The 20,091-nt window shown below is 35.0% G+C and carries 13 protein-coding genes, 1 pseudogene and 1 other annotated feature; all 14 genes and pseudogenes read left to right on the top strand.

The features are described 5' to 3' along the window. Positions 1–50 precede the first annotated feature (50 nt). Positions 51–1,076, top strand: coding sequence for a methionine ABC transporter ATP-binding protein (locus RWO76_RS03110; protein WP_314354224.1), 1,026 nt, complete (start codon positions 51–53; stop codon positions 1,074–1,076). Beyond that, a complete protein-coding gene (locus RWO76_RS03105; RefSeq protein ID WP_020991446.1) occupies positions 1,069–1,782 on the top strand; it encodes a methionine ABC transporter permease in 714 nt (237 codons plus the stop codon). The genes RWO76_RS03110 and RWO76_RS03105 overlap by 8 nt, the downstream gene beginning before the upstream one ends. A gap of 861 nt (positions 1,783–2,643) precedes the next feature. After that, entirely contained in the window at positions 2,644–5,790 is a 3,147-nt protein-coding gene (locus tag RWO76_RS03100; protein ID WP_314354223.1) for a LysM peptidoglycan-binding domain-containing protein, read from the top strand. 598 nt (positions 5,791–6,388) lie between these two features. Beyond that, positions 6,389–7,780, top strand: a pseudogene (locus tag RWO76_RS03095) (sucrose-specific PTS transporter subunit IIBC); the annotation flags it as partial. Between the two features lie 83 nt (positions 7,781–7,863). Continuing rightward, the gene (locus tag RWO76_RS03090) at positions 7,864–9,270 is read left to right on the top strand and encodes a glycoside hydrolase family 32 protein (protein ID WP_314354222.1); all 1,407 of its coding nucleotides are present in this window, start codon (positions 7,864–7,866) and stop codon (positions 9,268–9,270) included. Between the two features lie 124 nt (positions 9,271–9,394). After that, positions 9,395–9,599, top strand: a binding site (T-box leader). A 52-nt stretch (positions 9,600–9,651) separates the two neighbouring features. Next, on the top strand, positions 9,652–11,100 hold the full coding sequence (gene proS, locus RWO76_RS03085; RefSeq protein ID WP_314354221.1) for a proline--tRNA ligase: 1,449 nt from the start codon (positions 9,652–9,654) through the stop codon (positions 11,098–11,100). A gap of 215 nt (positions 11,101–11,315) precedes the next feature. Then, on the top strand, positions 11,316–12,047 hold the full coding sequence (gene tsaB, locus RWO76_RS03080) for a tRNA (adenosine(37)-N6)-threonylcarbamoyltransferase complex dimerization subunit type 1 TsaB (protein WP_314354218.1): 732 nt from the start codon (positions 11,316–11,318) through the stop codon (positions 12,045–12,047). Then, positions 12,031–13,119: a ribosomal protein S18-alanine N-acetyltransferase gene (rimI, locus tag RWO76_RS03075; RefSeq protein ID WP_314354217.1), complete on the top strand. Its 1,089-nt coding sequence runs from the start codon at positions 12,031–12,033 to the stop codon at positions 13,117–13,119. The genes tsaB and rimI overlap by 17 nt, the downstream gene beginning before the upstream one ends. Beyond that, on the top strand, positions 13,116–14,135 hold the full coding sequence (gene tsaD / locus RWO76_RS03070) for a tRNA (adenosine(37)-N6)-threonylcarbamoyltransferase complex transferase subunit TsaD (protein WP_314354216.1): 1,020 nt from the start codon (positions 13,116–13,118) through the stop codon (positions 14,133–14,135). The genes rimI and tsaD overlap by 4 nt, the downstream gene beginning before the upstream one ends. 157 nt (positions 14,136–14,292) lie before the next feature. After that, a complete protein-coding gene (locus RWO76_RS03065; RefSeq protein WP_006703870.1) occupies positions 14,293–14,538 on the top strand; it encodes a type B 50S ribosomal protein L31 in 246 nt (81 codons plus the stop codon). 268 nt (positions 14,539–14,806) lie between these two features. After that, positions 14,807–17,299 (top strand): DUF5979 domain-containing protein, encoded by a 2,493-nt coding sequence (locus tag RWO76_RS03060; protein WP_314354215.1) that lies wholly within the window; start codon positions 14,807–14,809, stop codon positions 17,297–17,299. Beyond that, positions 17,300–17,857, top strand: a complete 558-nt coding sequence (gene lepB / locus RWO76_RS03055; protein ID WP_314354213.1) for a signal peptidase I — start codon at positions 17,300–17,302, stop codon at positions 17,855–17,857. An 18-nt stretch (positions 17,858–17,875) separates the two neighbouring features. Continuing rightward, positions 17,876–19,090, top strand: a complete 1,215-nt coding sequence (locus RWO76_RS03050) for a DUF5979 domain-containing protein (protein ID WP_314354212.1) — start codon at positions 17,876–17,878, stop codon at positions 19,088–19,090. A gap of 7 nt (positions 19,091–19,097) precedes the next feature. Then, the gene (srtB, locus tag RWO76_RS03045) at positions 19,098–20,075 is read left to right on the top strand and encodes a class B sortase (protein WP_314354211.1); all 978 of its coding nucleotides are present in this window, start codon (positions 19,098–19,100) and stop codon (positions 20,073–20,075) included. Positions 20,076–20,091: the final 16 nt, after the last annotated feature.

Raw genomic sequence — 20,091 nt, 5'->3', positions numbered from 1 at the left:
GTGGCATACGCTATTTGCCACACCTTTTTTAGAGTATAAGGAGAAGAATGATGATTAAAATACAAGAAGTTTCTAAAATTTATCATGGCAAACAAGGAATCGTTGAGGCGGTAAAAGATGTTTCATTAAATATTAACAAAGGCGAAATTTTTGGAATTATCGGTTTTTCAGGAGCTGGTAAAAGTACATTAATTCGTTTGTTAAATGGTCTTGAATCCGTTACAACAGGTCATATTTTTGTTAATGATAAAGATATTACTACATTAAAGAAAAAAGAATTATTACAAGAACGTCGTAAAATTGCGATGATTTTCCAACATTTCAATTTATTATGGTCACGTACAGTGGAAGAAAATATTGCTTTTTCATTAGAAATTGCTGGAGTTGCAAAAGATGTTCGTCAAAAGAAAGTAGCTGAATTAATTGAAATTGTAGGCTTAACTGGAAGAGAAAAATCTTATCCATCTCAATTATCTGGTGGACAAAAACAAAGAGTAGGGATTGCTCGTGCATTAGCCAATGATCCAGAAGTATTATTATGTGATGAAGCAACAAGTGCATTAGACCCAAAAACAACAAAAGATATTTTGAATTTATTAGTAGAAATTAATAAACGTTTAGGATTAACAATTGTATTAATTACACATGAAATGCATGTTGTTCGTCAAATTTGCCATCGTGTTGCTGTAATGGAACAAGGTAGAGTGGTTGAAACTGGCGAAGTATTAGAAGTGTTCAAAAATCCTCAACAAACCATTACAAAACAATTTGTGGGGGAAGAACGTTCTGAACAAGATTTACAAGATGTTTTTGAACATTTATCAACGTCACTTCGACCTGGAGTGGCTGTTCGTATTCAATATTTAGGGGATACTACTGCTGAAGGGATTTTATCAGAAGTCATTCGTAAACTAGATGTTTCAATTTCGATTTTACAAGCGCACGTGAATGTAACGCAAAAAGGTGTGCTTGGTAGTATGATTATTTTAATTGAAGAAGAATCTGCTAAAGCTGAAGAAGTGATTGCATACTTAAGAAAAGCGGAAATTATTGTGGAGGTACTAGAAAATGTTTAATGTGTTTTTAGCTCAAACGAGTTTTTCAGAATTATTCCATGAAATGCTTAGTTTTAAAAATGTAGATTGGAATGAGGTCATTAAAGCGACTAACGAAACAGTTTATATGAGTTTTCTATCTACTTTCTACGTATTTATTATTGGTTTAGCGCTCGGTTTGTTTTTATATTTAACAAGTCCTGGTAGAAGTTTAGAAAATAAGTGGGTGAATTTATTCCTTTCAGGGATTATTAATATTTTCCGTTCGGTTCCATTTATTATTTTATTAGCTTTATTAATGCCATTTACGAAAGCGTTGATGGGGACTATTTTAGGACCTAAGGGTGCGATTCCAACGTTAGTAATTAGTGCTGCACCCTTCTATGCTCGTTTAGTGTCTATTTCGCTAAATGAGATTCCTTCTGGGGTGGTAGAAGCTGCTGAATCAATGGGTGCTACAACTCGTCAGATTATTACGAAGGTGTTAATTCCTGAATCTCTTCCTGCGTTAGTGTCTGGTATTACGGTAACAACGATTGCGTTAGTAGGTTCGACTGCTGTTGCGGGTGTTATTGGTGCTGGGGGATTAGGGAACTTGGCTTATATGATTGGTTTTACTCGTAATAAGCAGGATATTATTTTTGTGGCTACGGTTGCGATTTTAATTCTTGTATTCTTGATTCAATTTGTCGGAGACTATGCGGTGAAGAGGATCGACAAACGTTAAAATACTTGAAATAGACTTCCCAATTATAGTAGCAGGGGACGCCAGCAAACCTTCGGTTTCATGGCTAAAATTTGAGCCTAAGGTCTCAAATTTTCCTGTCCTATAAGCCAAACTGGCTTATAGGACTAATGCTACTATGGGAAGTCTTTTCTTATGGACGTGTATATATTAGAGTACGTTTTAAAAATAGACTTCCCAAATGTAGTAGCAGGGGACGGCAGCAAACAGCTTTGCTGTTTCATGCCTAAAAATTGAGTCTAAGGTCTCAATTTTCCCTGTCCTATAAGCCAAGTTGGCTTATAGGACTAATGCTACTACGGGAAGTCTTTTCTTGTAGACGTTTATTAATTGGGGTACATTATAAATTAGACTTTGCGTGATAGTAGCAGAGTACGCCAGGAGCCAGCTGTGCTGTCTCTTGGCTAATAATTGAGCCTGTAGTCTCAATTTTTCCTGTCCAATAAGCCAATTTGGCTTATAGGACTAATGCTACTATGCAAAGTCTTTTCTCTTGGATTTATCTCCATACAGTCCGTATTTTTAAATACTGTTGGATATTTGTTTATTTAATGCTTTTTTCAATTATTATTGATAAGTATTTCGTTAATATTACTATCAATTGAAAGTAGTTTTTTTACTTTCTTTGTGATTGTGCTGATATTTTCCATATATCCTTGTCCTGTTAATTGCTAAAGTAGATTTAGTTGTGATAATTAGGATTTTGCAAGTAGATGAATTTAAATGTTAAATTTTTAATGAAGGATTGAAGAAGGAAGTTTTATCATTTGATTATATAGATTGTTTATGCAATAATATGCCCGACAGAAATGCCAAATGAATAGAATTTAAGGAGATGAACCTATGAAAGGTATATTATCATTGAGAGGATTTCGAAAATTACGAACAGGTGCTATAGTAGCAACAGGAGTGTTCTTATTTGCAACTAGTAATGTTCAATTAGTTCAAGCCAGTGAAGAAGATGGTGTGTGGGAAGCACGTACAGTTGAACAAGTGAAAGCGGATATTGCTTCCTTAGCAAAAGATTCAAACTATATTATTAAATGGGGAGATACGCTAAGTGTAATTAGTGAAGCTACTGGTATATCAATGGATGCTTTAGCACAAATGAATCAAATTACTAATGTTAATTTGATATATGCTCATAATGAACTAGGTTTTACACAACCAATTTCTACAACAACTGGAAATCAAACTGTTTTAAAACAAACGGTTACTGTAGTCAATCGTCAAAATAAACAAGAAGAAGTAAAAGCCTTTGAAGTAACGACAAAAGAAGATACACAGTCTGGAAAAACTGAAACAGTAGTAACTGAAGTGAAGCCAACTACTAAAGAAGGAAAGACAGCACCAAAGACAGAGCAAGCACCAGTAGTAACTACTAAGGAGGAAACTTCAAAAGTAAATCAAACTTTAGTGTCAAGTCAGCCAGCAGAAAAGACAGCAACAATCGGCAAGGAAAAAATACCAAAGGTAGACCAAACTTCAACAACAGGTAAGATTGAAGAGAAAAAAACAGACCAAGCACCAGCTGTAGTAAAACCGGCAGCAACTAAAGCAAAAGAAACCACTCCTTCAAATCCAGTAGAAGAAAAGAAACAACCAGAAGGAACAACACCGAAAGAAACTACAGAAGCAAAAGTAGATAAAAAAGAAACAACTTCACCTACAGATAATAAAGAAAACTCAACTTCTGAAGAAACTCCAACCTCTCCAACACCAGCAGTGAAATCAGAAGAAAAGGTAGAAAGCTCAGCACCAACTACAACTGGAAAAGAAAGTACAACAGTAGAGAAGCAAACTGACACAAAACCAGAAGAAGCATCAGCAGCTGTAGAAAAACCAACAGAAACACCAGCAGCAACTGAAGCAAAAGAAACCACTCCTTCAAATCCAGTAGAAGAAAAGAAACAAACAGAAGGAACAACATCGAAAGAAAATACAGAAGTAAAAGTAGATAAAAAAGAAACAACTTCACCTACAGATAATAAAGAAAACTCAACTTCTGAAGAAACTCCAACCTCTCCAACACCAGCAGTGAAATCAGAAGAAAAGGTAGAAAGCTCAGCACCAACTACAACTGGAAAAGAAAGTACAACAGTAGAGAAGCAAACTGACACAAACAAAGAGCAAGAACCAGCTGCAGAAAAACCAGCAGGAACGTCAGTAGCAACTGAAGCAAAAGAAACTACTCCTTCAAATCAAACAGAAGAAAAAGCAGACAAACATATAGAACAACCAGCAACAAATACTCCTTCAAAAGATTCTGTAGAGAATAATGAAATAGCTCCTTCAGCAAATAATGATTCAAATGAAGTGGCAAGTCACGAGGAAGGGAAAAAAGATGCAACAGTAGTTCCAAAAGAAGTTACTAAAGAAAATAAAGATGCATTAGATTCACACAAACAAAATAAATTACATGAAATCAATGAAAGTTCTTTAACTTCTGAACAGAAAGAACAAGCAGTAACAAAGGTGAAAGAGTTAACTATAAAAGCAGAAAAAGCTATTGAAGAAGCAACTACATCAGAAGATCAAGCCAAAGTGGTAGATCAATATGAAAAAGATTTAATAGCAATTGAAACTCCAAATGTTGAAACACCAAAACCAGATTTTACAAAACCAGTTGAAAGTCATAATCCATCGGGTTCTACTACAATTGGTGAAGGTGGAGCAATCAGTACATTAGCATCAAGCACACCAGCTGCAAGTGAACAAGCAACAAGTACAGCAAGTACACCAACGACAAGCTCACCAGCAGTAAGTACATCAACGGCTACTAATCCATCAGTATCTGAAACTTCTACTTCAAATACAAGCTCAGAAAATACAGGATTTAGAAATGCACCAGCATATCAACCACGTGTTGTTCGTCGTGCAAGAAGTGTAGATGCACCAAAAGACCAAGTAGCAATTTACTATAACTTCGTAGAAATGAAGGATATTGCAGGTTTCTTAGGAAATCCAGGAGAATCAATCATAACTGTACCAGCCGGATCAACTTCTGAACAGATTAGAACAATCGTGAAAGCTAAAATAGATGCTAAGAAAGCAGAATTAGCAAAACGTGGATATACATTCACAGAAGATTACTTTGTTGATAAACCACAAGAAGATACGGTTCGTTATGATTATGTAGTAAACTTTACAAAAGCTGCTTCTGCAACTGAAACAGCAACTAGCGTACCAACAGCAAGTGCCCCAGCAGTAAGTGAGTCTGCAGCACCAAGTGTACCGGTAACAAATGAGCCAGTAGCAAGTACACCAACGGCTACTAATCCATCAGTATCTGAAACTTCTACTTCAAATACAAGCTCAGAAAATACAGGATTTAGAAATGCACCAGCATATCAACCACGTGTTGTTCGTCGTGCAAGAAGTGTAGATGCACCAAAAGACCAAGTAGCAATTTACTATAACTTCGTAGAAATGAAGGATATTGCAGGTTTCTTAGGAAATCCAGGAGAATCAATCATAACTGTACCAGCCGGATCAACTTCTGAACAGATTAGAACAATCGTGAAAGCTAAAATAGATGCTAAGAAAGCAGAATTAGCAAAACGTGGATATACATTTACAGAAGATTACTTTGTTGATAAACCACAAGAAGACACAATTCGTTACGATTATGTAGTAAACTTTACGAAAGCTGCTTCTTTAAGACTAGCACCAGTTAGTCAACCGCGAGCAGCACGTAATCGTAGATCAGTAGTTGAAACTCCTGTAAAGACACGTACAATTACCTTATACTATCAATTAGCAGGGTTAGAAATTGCAGGATCACTGGGTACTCCTGGAAAAAATTATGTTATTACAGTACCAGAAACGGCATCTGCAACTGAAATTCAACAAGCCATCGATAATGCAACAAGAAGTGAAAAAGCAGAATTAGCACGTTTCTTCAAATATGTAGGAGAAACAAATTTACAAACAGATATACTAGATCGTGGTTTTGGTAATTTCGATTACGTGATTACATTTACAAGATAATAATCTTATTTACAAATCTTCGCCTGAAATTCATGGAAATATTGGTTTATATATAAGATTATAAATTTATAAAGAGCTCTATTTTAAAGATAGAGAATAAAAATTTCATAGAAATAAAGGCTGTTCGACAAAACCTGTTGGTGAGAAATCACCGACAGGTTTTTTTATGCAAAAAAGAGAAATCCAAATTATGATTAAGTCGTCTAAAACTAAATAACGAAAGAGGGTTTCTCTTATGGATTCTTGTATACGAAATTTACTAGATTTAACAGATAAAAATTTCATTCCAGATGAAAATTGGTTAAAATTCGTGACAAAAAACAATGAAATAGTATATAAAATTAAAATACAGCAGACTTTTCAAGTGGCAAAGGTAATCGAAACTGACGTAACAATTTCGATTACTGGCGTCCATTGCTACAACCTCAACAGTCCTTTGTATTTTAATTTTGCTTAGAAATGAAAATAACCTTTTCATGAAATTTACATCATTTACATTGTTAGAAGTAGTTGACAAGTATCTTGTTTTCCTTTATCTTATGTATGCAAACCGGTTCCATAGATGGTTCCCAATTGAAAAAAGAAAGGATAGTTCAACATGAATTATGATGTAATTGCAAAAGAAGTCCTTGAAAATATCGGAGGACGTGAAAATGTTCAATCTGTCGCACACTGTGCTACACGCTTAAGAATTATGGTTCAAGACGAATCAAAAATCAACAAAGAAGCGATTGACCAATTAGAAGGAGTAAAAGGCGCATTCTTTAACTCAGGTCAATATCAAATTATCTTCGGAACAGGAACAGTGAATAAAGTCTATGAAGCTGTTGCCCGCTTAGGAGTAGCAGAAACTTCAACAGCACAAATGAAAGAAGAAGCGAAAAAACAAGGAAACCTATTCCAAAGAATGAGTAGAACATTCGGAGACGTATTCGTTCCAATTATCCCAGTCTTAGTAGCAACAGGACTATTCATGGGATTACGTGGATTATTAACAAATCCAATTTTCCTAGGATTATTCGGAATGACACCTGATGTTATCGACAAAAACTTCTTATTATACACACAAGTATTAACAGATACAGCCTTTGCTTTCTTACCAGCCTTAGTAGCATGGTCAACTTTTAAAGTATTCGGTGGTTCACCAGTACTTGGAATTGTATTAGGATTAATGTTAGTCAATAGTGCTTTGCCAAACGCTTATGTAGTAGCTGCCGGTGGGGCAGAACCAATCGTTTTCTTTGGTTTCATTAAAGTAGTTGGTTACCAAGGAACCGTATTACCAGCATTCTTCGTTGGGATGATTGGTGCTAAATTAGAAAAATGGTTACGTACAAAAGTTCCAGATGCATTAGATTTATTAGTAACACCATTCTTAACATTCTTAGTAATGAGCGTTCTTGGATTATTCATCATTGGACCATTCTTCCACTCAGTTGAAACATTAGTATTAAATGCAACTGAATTTGTTTTACAATTACCATTTGGTCTAGCAGGAATTATTATTGGTGGATTACAACAAGTTATCGTAGTAACTGGAGTTCACCACATCTTTAATTTCTTAGAAACACAATTATTACAATCTTCAAAAATTGCTACAGGTGTAGAATTAAATCCATTTAACCCAATTATTTCAGCAGCAATGGCTGCACAAGTAGGAGCAACATTAGCAGTTGCCTTCAAAACAACAGATACAAAATTAAAAGCTCTAGCATTACCATCAGCTTTCTCTGCTGCATTAGGAATTACAGAGCCAGCAATTTTCGGGGTAAACTTACGTTTTGGTAAACCATTTGTAATGGGATTAATCGGAGGAGCTACAGGAGGATTCTTAGCAGCTTTATTCCAATTAAAAGCAACAGGTATGTCAGTAACAGTATTACCAGGGATGTTATTATTCTTAAATAGCCAATTCCCATTATATGTACTAGCAATTGCAGTAGCCTTTGCAGTAAGTTTTGGATTAACTTATACAATCGGTTATAGCGACGATATGTTGAAAAAATAAAATGTAAAAAAGAAAGTCGAAGCATCACACGATAGCTTCGACTTTTATGTAGATGAGGAGTATCAATGAGTTTAATAAGAAAGAGTAATACTGGAAAATATGGCTTAGTGTATCATATTGTTCCTCCTTATGGATTAATGAATGATCCTAATGGATTAATTTATTTTAAAGGACAATATCATGTATTTTTCCAATGGAATCCAACAGATACAAAGCATGCCAATAAACATTGGGGACATCTTGTTTCTGACGATATGATTCAATGGAAAAGAGTAGAACTAGCATTAGCTCCAGACCAATGGTTTGATAAAAGTGGAGTGTATTCTGGTAGTGCATACGTTCACCAGAATCAATTATGGTTATTTTATACAGGAAATGTAAAAGATGAAGAAGGGAATTCTTCTAGTTATCAATGTTTAGCAGTATCAGAAGATGGTATTCATTTTGAAAAGAAAGGGCCATTATTTGAACATCCGAAAGGTTATACAAGACATGTTCGTGACCCAAAAGTTTGGTATGATGCACGTGTGGATCATTACTGGATGGTTGTGGGGGCTCAAACGGAAGATTTAAAAGGCGATACATTAGTGTACCGTTCAGAAGATTTACTTCACTGGGTGCTGAATGGTTCGATTAGTGTTGAAGAAAAAGACTTCGGTTATATGTGGGAATGTCCAGATGTCATTCCGTTTGTAGAAAAGGATGCGTTTATTTATTCGCCACAAGGAATTGAAGCTACTGGAGAACGATTCAATAATTTATACCAAACAGTGGTACAATTCGGTGATTTTACAATCGATGGAAAATTCATTGCAGAAGAGGAGACTGTAACAGAAGTCGATGCTGGATTTGATTATTATGCTCCACAAAGTTTCCAAGCAGAAGATGGTCGTATTCTTCAATATGGTTGGATGGGAATTCCGGAAGGTAAAGAAAGTCTGGTTCCAACCATTCAAGATGGCTGGATTCATGCCTTAACTATTCCACGTGAAGTGTCGATTCAAAATGGAAAATATCTTCAAAAACCTGCACGTGAATTATGGAATTTAACAACTCATGTACAAAAAATTCAATGGAATACGACTCGTTTTGAATCAGTCTTTTCTTCACCTGCACAAGTGTGGACAGTGAATTGGAAAGAAACCATTCAGGATAAAATCATGATTCAATTGAGTAATGAAATTTTCATTCAATATGATGCAGAAACTCAAGTGTTATCCGTAAGTCGTACCGATTGGGAAACAGGGAAAAGAGAAACAAGAGAAAGAACGTTACAATCTCCATTGCAACAGTTAAACGCATGGATGGACTACTCAAGTTTAGAATTATTTGTGAATGAAGGAGAAGAAGTATTCACGCTTCGATTCTTTACAGAAGAAGATGAGTTAGACTTCTTGATTCAACAAACTGTTGAGCAAGAAATGGAGATAGAAATTTATAGTGTGAAGGAAAGTGGATTTATCTTAGAGTAAGGCACTACAAAAGAGTTTTTTTAAATGCGTAGGACAGCAGCAGACTACGGAGGCAGTCTCATGCTATTTGCTATGGGGAATATTTTTTGTGTGACCATAACACTTGCTTTCTAGCTATTTTTTCGGTAGTATAATGCATGGAATAGTAAGTTCTTTAATGGGTACAGAAAGTTCTTCATGGCTGAGAGAGAACCCCCGCTTTTAGAATTGAACCTACCAATAGATTGATTATGAAAATAATCCGGTTCACGTACCGTTATCACGTTCCAAGAGACATTTAATAATGAAAATGTAATTAAAGGTGGTACCGCGAGTCATTCGTCCTTTTTATAGGGAGAATGGCTCTTTTTGTTCCACGATAATTAGAAAAGGAGTGCTAATATGGCAGAAAAAACAAACTTGCAAAGAGAAGATTTCTCAAAATGGTATATTCAAACCATTCAAAAAGCTGATTTAATGGATTATTCACCAGTGCGTGGATGTATGATTTTCAAACCAGATGGATTTGAAATTTGGGAACATATCCAAGAAGAATTTAACCGTCGTTTTAAAGAAGAAGGAATTCGTAATGCTTACTTCCCAATGTTAATTCCTGAAAGCTTCTTCACTAAAGAAGCAGATCATATTGAAGGATTTGCACCAGAATTACCATGGGTAACAGAAGCAGCAGGTGAAAAATTAGAAGAACGTTTAGCATTACGTCCAACAAGTGAAACAATGATTGGAACTGCGTTCTCAAACTGGATTAATTCATACCGTGATTTACCATATGAAGTAAACCAATGGGCAAATGTATTCCGCTGGGAAAAGAAAACTTTACCATTCTTACGTACATCTGAATTTTTATGGCAAGAAGGACATACAGCTCATGCAGATGAAGCAGATGCACGTCGTCGTACAATGAGAATGTTAGACATTTATAAAGAAGTAGTAGAAGGTGTATTAGCCGTTCCTGTATATGAAGGACAAAAAACTCCATCAGAACGTTTTGCAGGTGCGGTAGATACTTACTCAATCGAAGCAATGATGAAAGATGGAAAAGCTGTACAGGCTGGAACTTCTCATTATATGGGAACAAAATTTGCGGAAGCATTTGATATTAAATATTTAACAAAAGAAAATGAACACGTACATGCACATACAACTTCATGGGGAGTTTCTACTCGTTTAATCGGTTCATTAATTATGACACATGGAGACGAACAAGGATTAGTATTACCTCCAAAAGTAGCTCCAACACAAGTAGTCTTAATTCCAGTTGGACCATGGAAGAAAAATCCTGCTATCTTAGAAAAATTAGAAGAATTACAACAACAATTAAAAGCAGCAGGCTTACGTGTGAAAATTGATGACACAGACAATTCACCAGGATTCAAATTCAATGAATGGGAGTTACGTGGAGTTCCAATGCGTATCGAATGCGGGCCACGTGATTTAGAAAATAATCAAGTAATGACAAAAATGCGAGACTTAGATGAAAAAGTTGCGGTAGGTTTTGATGTGTTATTAGAAACAATTCAAGTTGAATTAGAGAAAATGCAAGTTCGTTTATTAGAAACAGCTCGTGCAATGCGTGCTTCTAATGAATATACAAATATTGACACATTAGAAGAATTAAAAGCTCATATTGAAGCAAAACGTGAAGCTGGCGAAGTACCTGGTTGGGTATTAGTTGGTTGGGATGGAACAGAAGAAACAGAAGCAAAAATCAAAGAAGAAACTGGATTTACGACTCGTAATATTCCATTCAACCCACCAGTGAAAAAAGAGACATGTATCGTTTCAGGCAAACCAGCAACACAAACTGTATGGATTGCTAGAGCGTACTAATAATAAGGTGAGAAGAAAGATGAACTGAATCAAACCGTTGGAAGAAGCCGAGGGCAACGAAAGTCGAACCGGATTGCTTCTGAAACGCAGGTCGATTCAATCTTTCTAATCCGTATTCAAACAATGTGAATTAAATTAAGTGTTGGAGAGAGCAAGTGCAAAGAAGTACTACTACTTGCCTTCTTCAAATATAAAAACGAGAAAGGAAGTGCTCTATGCCCGTATTGGCTATTGATACCTCAAATAAAACTTTATCGGTTGCCATTGTCAAAGATGAGGGAACGATTGTTGAACAAACAGTTCCAGACACTTTACAACATAGTGTCAAACTAATGCCGGCAATTCAAGAAGTACTTCAAGAAAGTCAAGTCAGTATGCAAGAACTATCAGGTGTTATTGTTGCCAAAGGACCAGGTTCGTATACTGGACTTAGAATTGGAGTAACAGTTGCGAAAACTCTTGCGAAGACATTGCAGATTCCATTAAAAGCTGTCTCAAGTTTACAAGCGATTGCAGCAAATATTGTTGAAGAGATTCCTGAGGGAGCCTATATTGTTCCATTTTTTGATGCTCGTAGAGATAATATTTTTACCGGTCTTTATCAAGTGAAGCAACAGTTTCCTCAATTGATATCCCCAGAACGTCATATTTCTTGGGTTGATTGGCTAGAAGAGTTAGCGACTTATGAAGCTCCTCTTTATTTTGTAGGACAATTGACAGATGCACAAAAGGAGTTGGTTGTAAAGAGATTAGGAGATAAGGTGGTATTTGCTAAAGAATGTGATGCTATTTCTCATGCTGGTTTCTTTGGTAAATTAGCACAAGATGCACCAGAAGAAGATGCAGATGTTTTTGTGCCAACGTATTTAAAATTAGCGGAAGCAGAAGAAAATTGGAAAGCGAGCCACCAAGAAGAACAGGAGATAAACTATGTGGAGCGCGTGTAAAGATTGGACACAATCTTTATGGCAACAATTAGAAAGATTAGCAGATCAAGCAATTCCTGTAGGAGCCTTTATCGTAACCAAAATTCCTCAGCAATCAAAACGAATTCCTTTATCCAATGGATTAATTGCGACCATTCGTCTTGCTACTATTGAAGACATTGATGCAATTGCCTATGTAGAAGAAGAAGCGTATATGGGAAATCCCCCTTGGATGAGAGACGCTTTTGCAGAAGATTTAACGTATAATACAAAAGCTATTTATATCGTTCTTGAAATAGATAACGAGATTCGAGCGTTTATAGGGGCAAGAGTGACAACGGAGGATCTTCATATTACGAATATTGCTGTTCATTCGGATGTACGGTTTTTAGGATGTGCGACTTTATTAATGAAGCAATTAGAAAAGTATGCACGATTTTTAGAAAAAGAATCCATTTCACTAGAAGTCAGAGTTTCCAATAAAAAGGCCATTCGTTTATATGAGAAATTTGGATTTATTCAAACAGGATATAAAGAAAAATATTATAAAAATGAAGTAGAGGATGCGGTACTGATGACTTATCCATTACCCCCTAAAACACCAGAATCTTTCTCCTCATCAGAGTTTTCGTTTAAACGATTAACGGTTGAAGATGAGGTGGCAGAACAGTTATACCAATTAGTGCAACAACATTATGAACATCCTGGACATTGGAGTGCAAAAGCTTTCCAAGAAGATATTGCTTCTGAACATGGAGCTTATTATGGCGTGTATCATGTGGATACTTTAATTGGATTTGTTGGGATGCAAGTCGTATTAGATGAAGCAACGATTACGAATATTGTGATTCACACAGGATTCCAAGGGAAAGGACTTGCCCAACGTTTATGGCAAATGGCGTGTTATGATTTAGGGTTGCAAGAAGTCGCAACAGTATTTTTAGAAGTACGAGAATTTAACCATCGTGCGCAGCAATTATATGAAATTTTAGGATTTGAGTGTTATCACAGAAGACGTGATTACTATACAGATCCATTAGAAGATGCCTTGCTTTATCGATTAGAACTCAAGAAAGGAGCATGTGAACAATGACAAAGGAAGTCGTTATATTAGCCATTGAAAGTAGTTGTGATGAAACAAGTGCAGCAGTTGTTGTGAATGGCCGTACATTATTATCAAATATTGTCGCTTCTCAAATCAAAAGTCATATGCGTTTTGGAGGAGTTGTACCGGAAATTGCAAGTCGTCACCATGTCGAACAAATTACGCAAGTGATTGAAGAAGCATTAGTTCAAGCGGGCAAAACAATGGAAGAAATCGATGCAGTAGCGGTGACTATTGGTCCAGGATTAGTAGGAGCATTATTAATCGGGATTTCAGCTGCAAAAGCAGTAGCACTAGCAGCAAACAAACCATTAATTGCTGTCAATCATATGGCAGGACATATTTATGCAAACCAATTAATTGAACCATTACAATTTCCATTAATGGCATTAGTCGTTAGCGGTGGACATACAGAATTAGTCTATATGCCACAGGATGGACAGTTTGAAATTGTTGGAGAAACACGAGATGATGCAGCTGGAGAAGCATATGATAAGATTGGAAGAATTTTAAACTTACCTTATCCAGGTGGAAAGAAAATGGATGAATTAGCGCATATTGGAGAAGATGTTTATGATTTTCCAAGAGCGATGATTCATGAAGACCATTATGACTTTAGTTTCAGTGGATTAAAATCAGCCGTTATCAATCGTATTCATAATGCAAAACAAAAAGGCGAAGAAATTGTGCCAGAAAATGTTGCAGCAAGTTTCCAAGCAAGTGTTGTAGAAGTATTAGTTGAAAAAAGTAAACGTGCACTACAAGAATATCCTGTGAAACAATTTGTATTAGCAGGAGGAGTTGCAGCAAATCGTGGACTTCGAACAGGATTACAAGAGATGATGCAAAGTCATTATCCAACTGTAACATTCTCAATTCCACCAATGAATTTATGTGGTGATAATGCTGCAATGATTGGGGCAGCTGCGTATTCAAAATGGTTAGAACAAGATTTTGCAGCAATGGATGCCAATGCAATGCCCGGTTTAGAACTAGGAGATTAGGGAAATTATTTTAGAATTTTAAGCTAAGAAAAATCTGTTTCAGCTAATAAAAATAGTTGCATTCTAGGTCTAAGCATGCTATTATACTTGTGTTGCTTTATGCATAAAAATAAATAACTCTGGATTAGGCAATAATTCAGGGCAGGAGGAATAGAAAATGAAACAAGGAATTCACCCAGAATATCGTCCAGTTGTTTTCATGGATACAACTACTGGATTCAAATTCTTATCAGGTTCAACAAAATCATCAAACGAAACTGTACAATGGGAAGATGGTAACGAATACCCATTATTACGTGTTGAGATTACTTCAGATTCTCACCCATTCTATACAGGTCGTCAAAAATTCACACAAGCAGACGGACGTGTGGATCGTTTCAACAAAAAATACGGTCTCAAATAAGAAGACAATTCTCAAACCTTTCTCGATTTCGAGAAAGGTTTTTTTGTGTTTTAAGCGAGCGGAAAGAAAAATAAAAGAGCAGATTGAATGATGTGAAGGAATAACTTATCTAATAAAATAAATAGTAAAAAAGTATTAAAATATTCATTTTATATAAATAATGAATAAAAGAATAAATTCACAAAAAAACATTGACATTGATTAGGTTAAACGCTATCATTAGATATGATAGACAGCTTTTTTCATAACAAATTAAAGGAGTGTCATTGTGAAAAAAAGAAAGTTATTAAGAATTATTTTATTATTCATGTTAGTACTTTCTCAAATATTATTTCCTGTAAAAAAAATATGGGCAGAAGAAATAGAACCAACAGTCACATATCATAAAACAATTACACCGATGAAGGATACTAATGGAAGTGTTATACCAGACCAGTATGAATTGATGTTGGATATTACTTCTAATAGTGGGCAAAATATAACGTATCAACCATTGGATATTGTTTTTGTAGCTGACTTATCAGGAAGTATGGGGAAAGCAGTACTTGGAAATCAAAGGTTAAGTCGACTTCAAGCCTTAAAAAATGCATTGGTGGGAAATGAAAATACTTCAGGCTTAATTGATTCTGTACTTTCAAATCCACAAAATAGAATCTCTTTAGTGGGATTTGCTGGAAGAGTGGATAATGATTATGCTAGATGGAATAATGGGAGAGTCGAGCCTAGAGATCCGGGGGATTTTTTAAGAGGAATTAATTCCTTTGATGATTCATTTATTTACTCTGATTGGAGTAATAATGCCAATCAACTAAAGAGAGTCGTCTCAAATTTACAATTAGCTCCTAGAGAAGTCAAAGGAAATGAAGGACGAGGAACAATAGGAACAAATACGAATGTTGAAGCTGGTTTGAGAGATGCTATAACTCAGTTACGTAAAGCAAGGTCCAATGCAAAAAGAGTTGTTATTGTGCTGTCAGATGGAGAAGCGAATATGTATTATAATAACTATGGACATAGTGTTGTTAAATATCCAAATGCTGGAAATTGGTTTAATAATAGATTATATGGTAATTTGTTAAATCGCCTTAGAACGATTGTTCCGGGAATTCATGGTTTTTATTCTGTAGCATTTGCTTATGAAGGTACTTTTGATACATTAAATTGGATCAGAGATCAGGTTAGAGGATTAAATAGTAATATTCCGAGTGAAGAATTATTTGCAAATACTGAACAAGAATTAATTGATGGGTTGAATGATATTACAAGAAAAATAAGACCATTAGGTATTCGAAAAGTCACCATAACAGATACTTTATCAAAATTTGTTACTTTATTGCCGAATAATGCTTCTAATCTTCGAGTGGTTAAAATCGTAAATGGTGTTGAGACAATATTAACATCAGAGGAGGCAAGAGTGACGACAGAGCAAAATCCGCAAGGGCTAATGTCTGTTACAGCGCAATTTGCTGAGGATTACCGAATGGAAGATGGAGTGAGATATGCATTAAAATTCACCGTTAAATCTTCTCAAGAAGCATTAGACGCAATTACAGGAGATAAAAAAGTAACAGATTCAGATGCTCTAAATGGAGATAAATCTAAATTATATTCAAATCAGTCAGCAACTGTTACTTATTCTTATGGGATTGGCGAAGAAAAAACAAAAACTCTTCAATATTCTGAAGTACCAAGTTTTAGTCCTTCTACACCATTAAATGTTCCGGTAACAGTAGAGTGGAAAGATGCAAGTGGTGGTAATAATGTAACTGCAACAAAGCCAAATTCGATTACATTAGGATTAACACAGAAAAATAAAACAGGTGGACAAGATAAGGCTAATTATCGACAAATTACAATCTCTCAATCGAATCGTGGAGAAATTCAAAACGTTGCTAAAGGGTATGAATATCAAATCGCTCCGCAAGAACTTGCAGCATTTGATGCAAAAGTTGAGAATATTGGAACGATAGATGCGCCATCATTTAAGGTAACATATCAGCAAAAACCAACCTTAACGATTCAGAAAAAATTGACAGGGGAAGAAGTTCGGCAACAAAAATATACTGTAAAAATTGAGTTACGTGATAGTAATAATCGGGCAGTATCGGGAACGTATGGTGGATTAACGTTTAAAAATGGTGTCGCAAATATTGAGCTTCGACCAAATACACCGGTTCAGCTATCTTATCTTCCAAGAGAAACTCAATATAGTGTTACTGAAGATGAAAAATATGCAGGGCATTATAAAATTGATTACTCTTTTAAACAAGGGGTTTTAACAGAAGATAAAACAGTGACAATAACAAATCAAAAATATCCAAGCTTATCCATTACAAATGAAGTGAGCGGTGAATTAGCAAATTATCAACAAGATTTTGAAATAGAAATTCAAATTTCTGGATTGAAAAATAAACAAATAAAAGCACGAAAAGGAAATAAAGAAAGTGTGGTTACATTTGTTAATGACCGTGCCAAGGTAAGTTTAAAACGTGGAGAAACAATTCAATTGGAAGATTTGCCAATTGGTGCCAGTTATGAAGTAACAGAATCTGCTCGTTCTCAAAGAGGATATACAGTAACGTATGAAAATCAAAGGGGACAATTACAAAGTGATAAGCAAGTTCGAGTCATTAATAAACGAGTTTCTGTTCCAGCAACGGGATTAGATATTTTGAGTTCATCTAATATGATTCTAATAATCGTTGGAAGTATTGGAGTTCTTAGTTTATTATTGATGATTACGAGTAGGAGAAGAGCCTAAATGTTAAGCAGAAGAGAAAGTTTACAACTAAAAACAGAAGAAAAGCCAAAGAAAGGCAAAGGTCCACCAGGAATTAAAGAAGACATCATTTATCTTCTAGGAAAAATAGTATTTGTCATAGCAACATTAGCAATTTTATATTTCTTTTTGTTTGGAATTATTCGCTACAATGATGATGGAATGAAACCAGCTTTAAAAGACGGAGATCTAGTAGTTTATTATCGATTAGATAAGAAATATTCAGTGGGAGATTTGTTAACGTATGAATATAAAGGGAAATTTCGTGTTGCACGTGTCATTGCCACAGCAGGAAGTACGATTGATATTAACGAAGACGGATTAATAGTCAATGGTTCACCCCAACAAGAACAGGATATTTATAAAGAAACTTTGCTTTATAAAGAAGGAATAGAATTTCCACTTAAAGTACCTGAAGGAAATCTATTTGTGCTAGGAGATAATCGAACGTCAGCAGTAGATAGTCGTGTATTTGGGGCAATCCCAATTAAAGATACACAAGGGAAAGTCGTAACAATTATTAGAAGAAGAGGTTTTTAAAAAGAGGAGAATTAAGAAATGAAAAAAACAATTATTAAGAAAATTATATCAGGTGTAGTAGCAGCAGGAACAATCTTATCTTTAGTACAAGTGCCAAATGTATTAGCTGAAAATGAAGTAGCTAGTTCACAAAATGAAAAAAATGTAGTTGTTAAAGTTAATAAAGAACTAGATATTGCAGAAGGAATTACTACTCCAACAGCAACATTTACATTTAAATTTGTACCAAAAGCAGGACAAAATAGTGCGAATGTTCCATACGAAACAGTGACAGCAACAAATGGAACAATTCCAAATCGAACTGTTACTTACGGAGCAAGCGATACCCTTCCACAAGGGAAAACAGCAATTACAAAAGCAACAGATGATATTTTTGCAGGAGTTACTTATGCAAATGCTGGGGAATATGTGTATACAGTATCAGAAGAACAAACTGGTTGGACAGCTTTATCTAATAATATTGATACATTAACATTCGATACAAAAACATATGAAATGCATGTTTTCGTTAAGAATAAATCTCAAGGAACAGGAACATATATTTCAAATGTTTATTTCGTAGATACAACTGCTGGAAGTACAACAGCAGCTACTGCTAAAAAAGCAGGAAATACTGAACCAGGAACAGAAGCTGGATCAAAAGTATATAAATATGATTTATTCAAAAATAAATATACTAAAAAAGCAGGTAAAACGGGAGATTCACCAAATGTTATTAATCCAGCTGCAAATGCATTAACAATTACGAAAAAAGTTGCTGGCGGATTAGCAAGTAAAACGAAAAATTTTACTTTCAAATTAACATTTAAAGCAGCTTCAACAGATGAAACAGGAACTTATACAGGTACAAAAGGATCAGAACAAGTTACTTTCACAAAAGATGTAGAAAAAGAATTCACACTACATGATGGGGAAAGTTTAGTATTTCCAGATTTACCAGCAGGTACAAAATATACCTTAAAAGAAGAAGCAAGTTCAGGTTATACACCATCTTCAGTCTATAAAGAAAATGGAACACAAAAGAACGGTACAGCCGGTACTCAATCTCAAGCCTACACTGTTGCAGATGTGTTAGTTGGGGAAAAAGAAAATAATAATGTTGTAACAAATACATTGCCAGAAGTTACACCAACAGGATTATTAATTGATAATCTTCCATTTATTATCATGATTGGATTAGGGTTATTCGGATTTATTTTAGTAGCAAAAAGACGTCGTAGAGAAGCGGAATAATTAAGAGATGAAGACGAATCCTGAAAAACCAAAGAAAACCATTTCAAGACATTTTGTTCTGTTTCTAGATAATTTATTGAACCATATTCTCTTGCTTGTGACAGCTTTAGTTTTTCTATTTGGGTTTTATGCCTTATGGGATTCGAACCAAGTCTATTCATTAGCATCCTCTAGTGAGTATGAAGCGTATCGACCTGTATCTTCGTCTCAAAAAGATGAATTAGCTAGCTTTTCAGAATTTGAAAAGCTTCAACAATTAAATTCAGAAGTAATTGGTTGGATTAATGTTTATGGAACTAATATTGACTATCCATTAGTACAAGCAAATGATAACGAAAAATATTTAACACGAGATTCAAAAGGAGAATTTGCTTCTACGGGGGCTATCTTCCTAGATGCTAGAAATAATCCGAAGTTTGAAGATTTTAATACCATTATTTATGGACATCATGTAGAAAATGGAGTCATGTTTGGAGATGTAGCAAAGTTTTCAGATAAGGAATATTTTGAACAACATCATTATGGAAGTATCTTTTATAATGGACAAGAAAAAGGAATTGAAATATTTGAAATGTTGGAAGTCGATGCTTACGATTTCAATATTTATGATCCTGGTATCGTAGGAGAAGAGCGTCAACAAGAGTATATTCAACATTTGCTTTCTGTAGCACTTAATAAAAGGGATATATCTATAGGAAAGAATGATCATATTATATTATTAAGTACGTGTTTTCTTGATGTCACAAATGGTCGTCATATCGTAGTTGCAAAAATTACGGATAATATTCCTGAAAATACATTCAATACAAAAAAATCAAAACCATTCCCATATAGTGTGTTTGATGATTCATCCTTAGGAAAATATTTATCATCTATTCCATTATGGATTTGGTATACAATTATATTAGTGCTTATTATCGTTGTATTATTCTTACTCGTGCTCTTAGTATTAATGGTACAACAACGTAAAGAAAGAAGTCGTTAAAAACAAAAGGGTGGAT

It is taken from the genome of uncultured Granulicatella sp., assembly GCF_963521425.1.
Taxonomy (GTDB): Bacteria; Bacillota; Bacilli; order Lactobacillales; family Aerococcaceae; genus Granulicatella.
This window is presented reverse-complemented; position numbering and strand designations above follow the sequence as displayed.

Coding starts and splice junctions, on each gene's coding strand:
- RWO76_RS03110 (WP_314354224.1), top strand. CDS start 51: ATGATTAAAATACAAGAAGTTTCTAAAATTTATCATGGCAAACAAGGA.
- RWO76_RS03105 (WP_020991446.1), top strand. CDS start 1,069: ATGTTTAATGTGTTTTTAGCTCAAACGAGTTTTTCAGAATTATTCCAT.
- RWO76_RS03100 (WP_314354223.1), top strand. CDS start 2,644: ATGAAAGGTATATTATCATTGAGAGGATTTCGAAAATTACGAACAGGT.
- RWO76_RS03090 (WP_314354222.1), top strand. CDS start 7,864: ATGAGTTTAATAAGAAAGAGTAATACTGGAAAATATGGCTTAGTGTAT.
- proS (WP_314354221.1), top strand. CDS start 9,652: ATGGCAGAAAAAACAAACTTGCAAAGAGAAGATTTCTCAAAATGGTAT.
- tsaB (WP_314354218.1), top strand. CDS start 11,316: ATGCCCGTATTGGCTATTGATACCTCAAATAAAACTTTATCGGTTGCC.
- rimI (WP_314354217.1), top strand. CDS start 12,031: ATGTGGAGCGCGTGTAAAGATTGGACACAATCTTTATGGCAACAATTA.
- tsaD (WP_314354216.1), top strand. CDS start 13,116: ATGACAAAGGAAGTCGTTATATTAGCCATTGAAAGTAGTTGTGATGAA.
- RWO76_RS03065 (WP_006703870.1), top strand. CDS start 14,293: ATGAAACAAGGAATTCACCCAGAATATCGTCCAGTTGTTTTCATGGAT.
- lepB (WP_314354213.1), top strand. CDS start 17,300: ATGTTAAGCAGAAGAGAAAGTTTACAACTAAAAACAGAAGAAAAGCCA.
- RWO76_RS03050 (WP_314354212.1), top strand. CDS start 17,876: ATGAAAAAAACAATTATTAAGAAAATTATATCAGGTGTAGTAGCAGCA.
- srtB (WP_314354211.1), top strand. CDS start 19,098: ATGAAGACGAATCCTGAAAAACCAAAGAAAACCATTTCAAGACATTTT.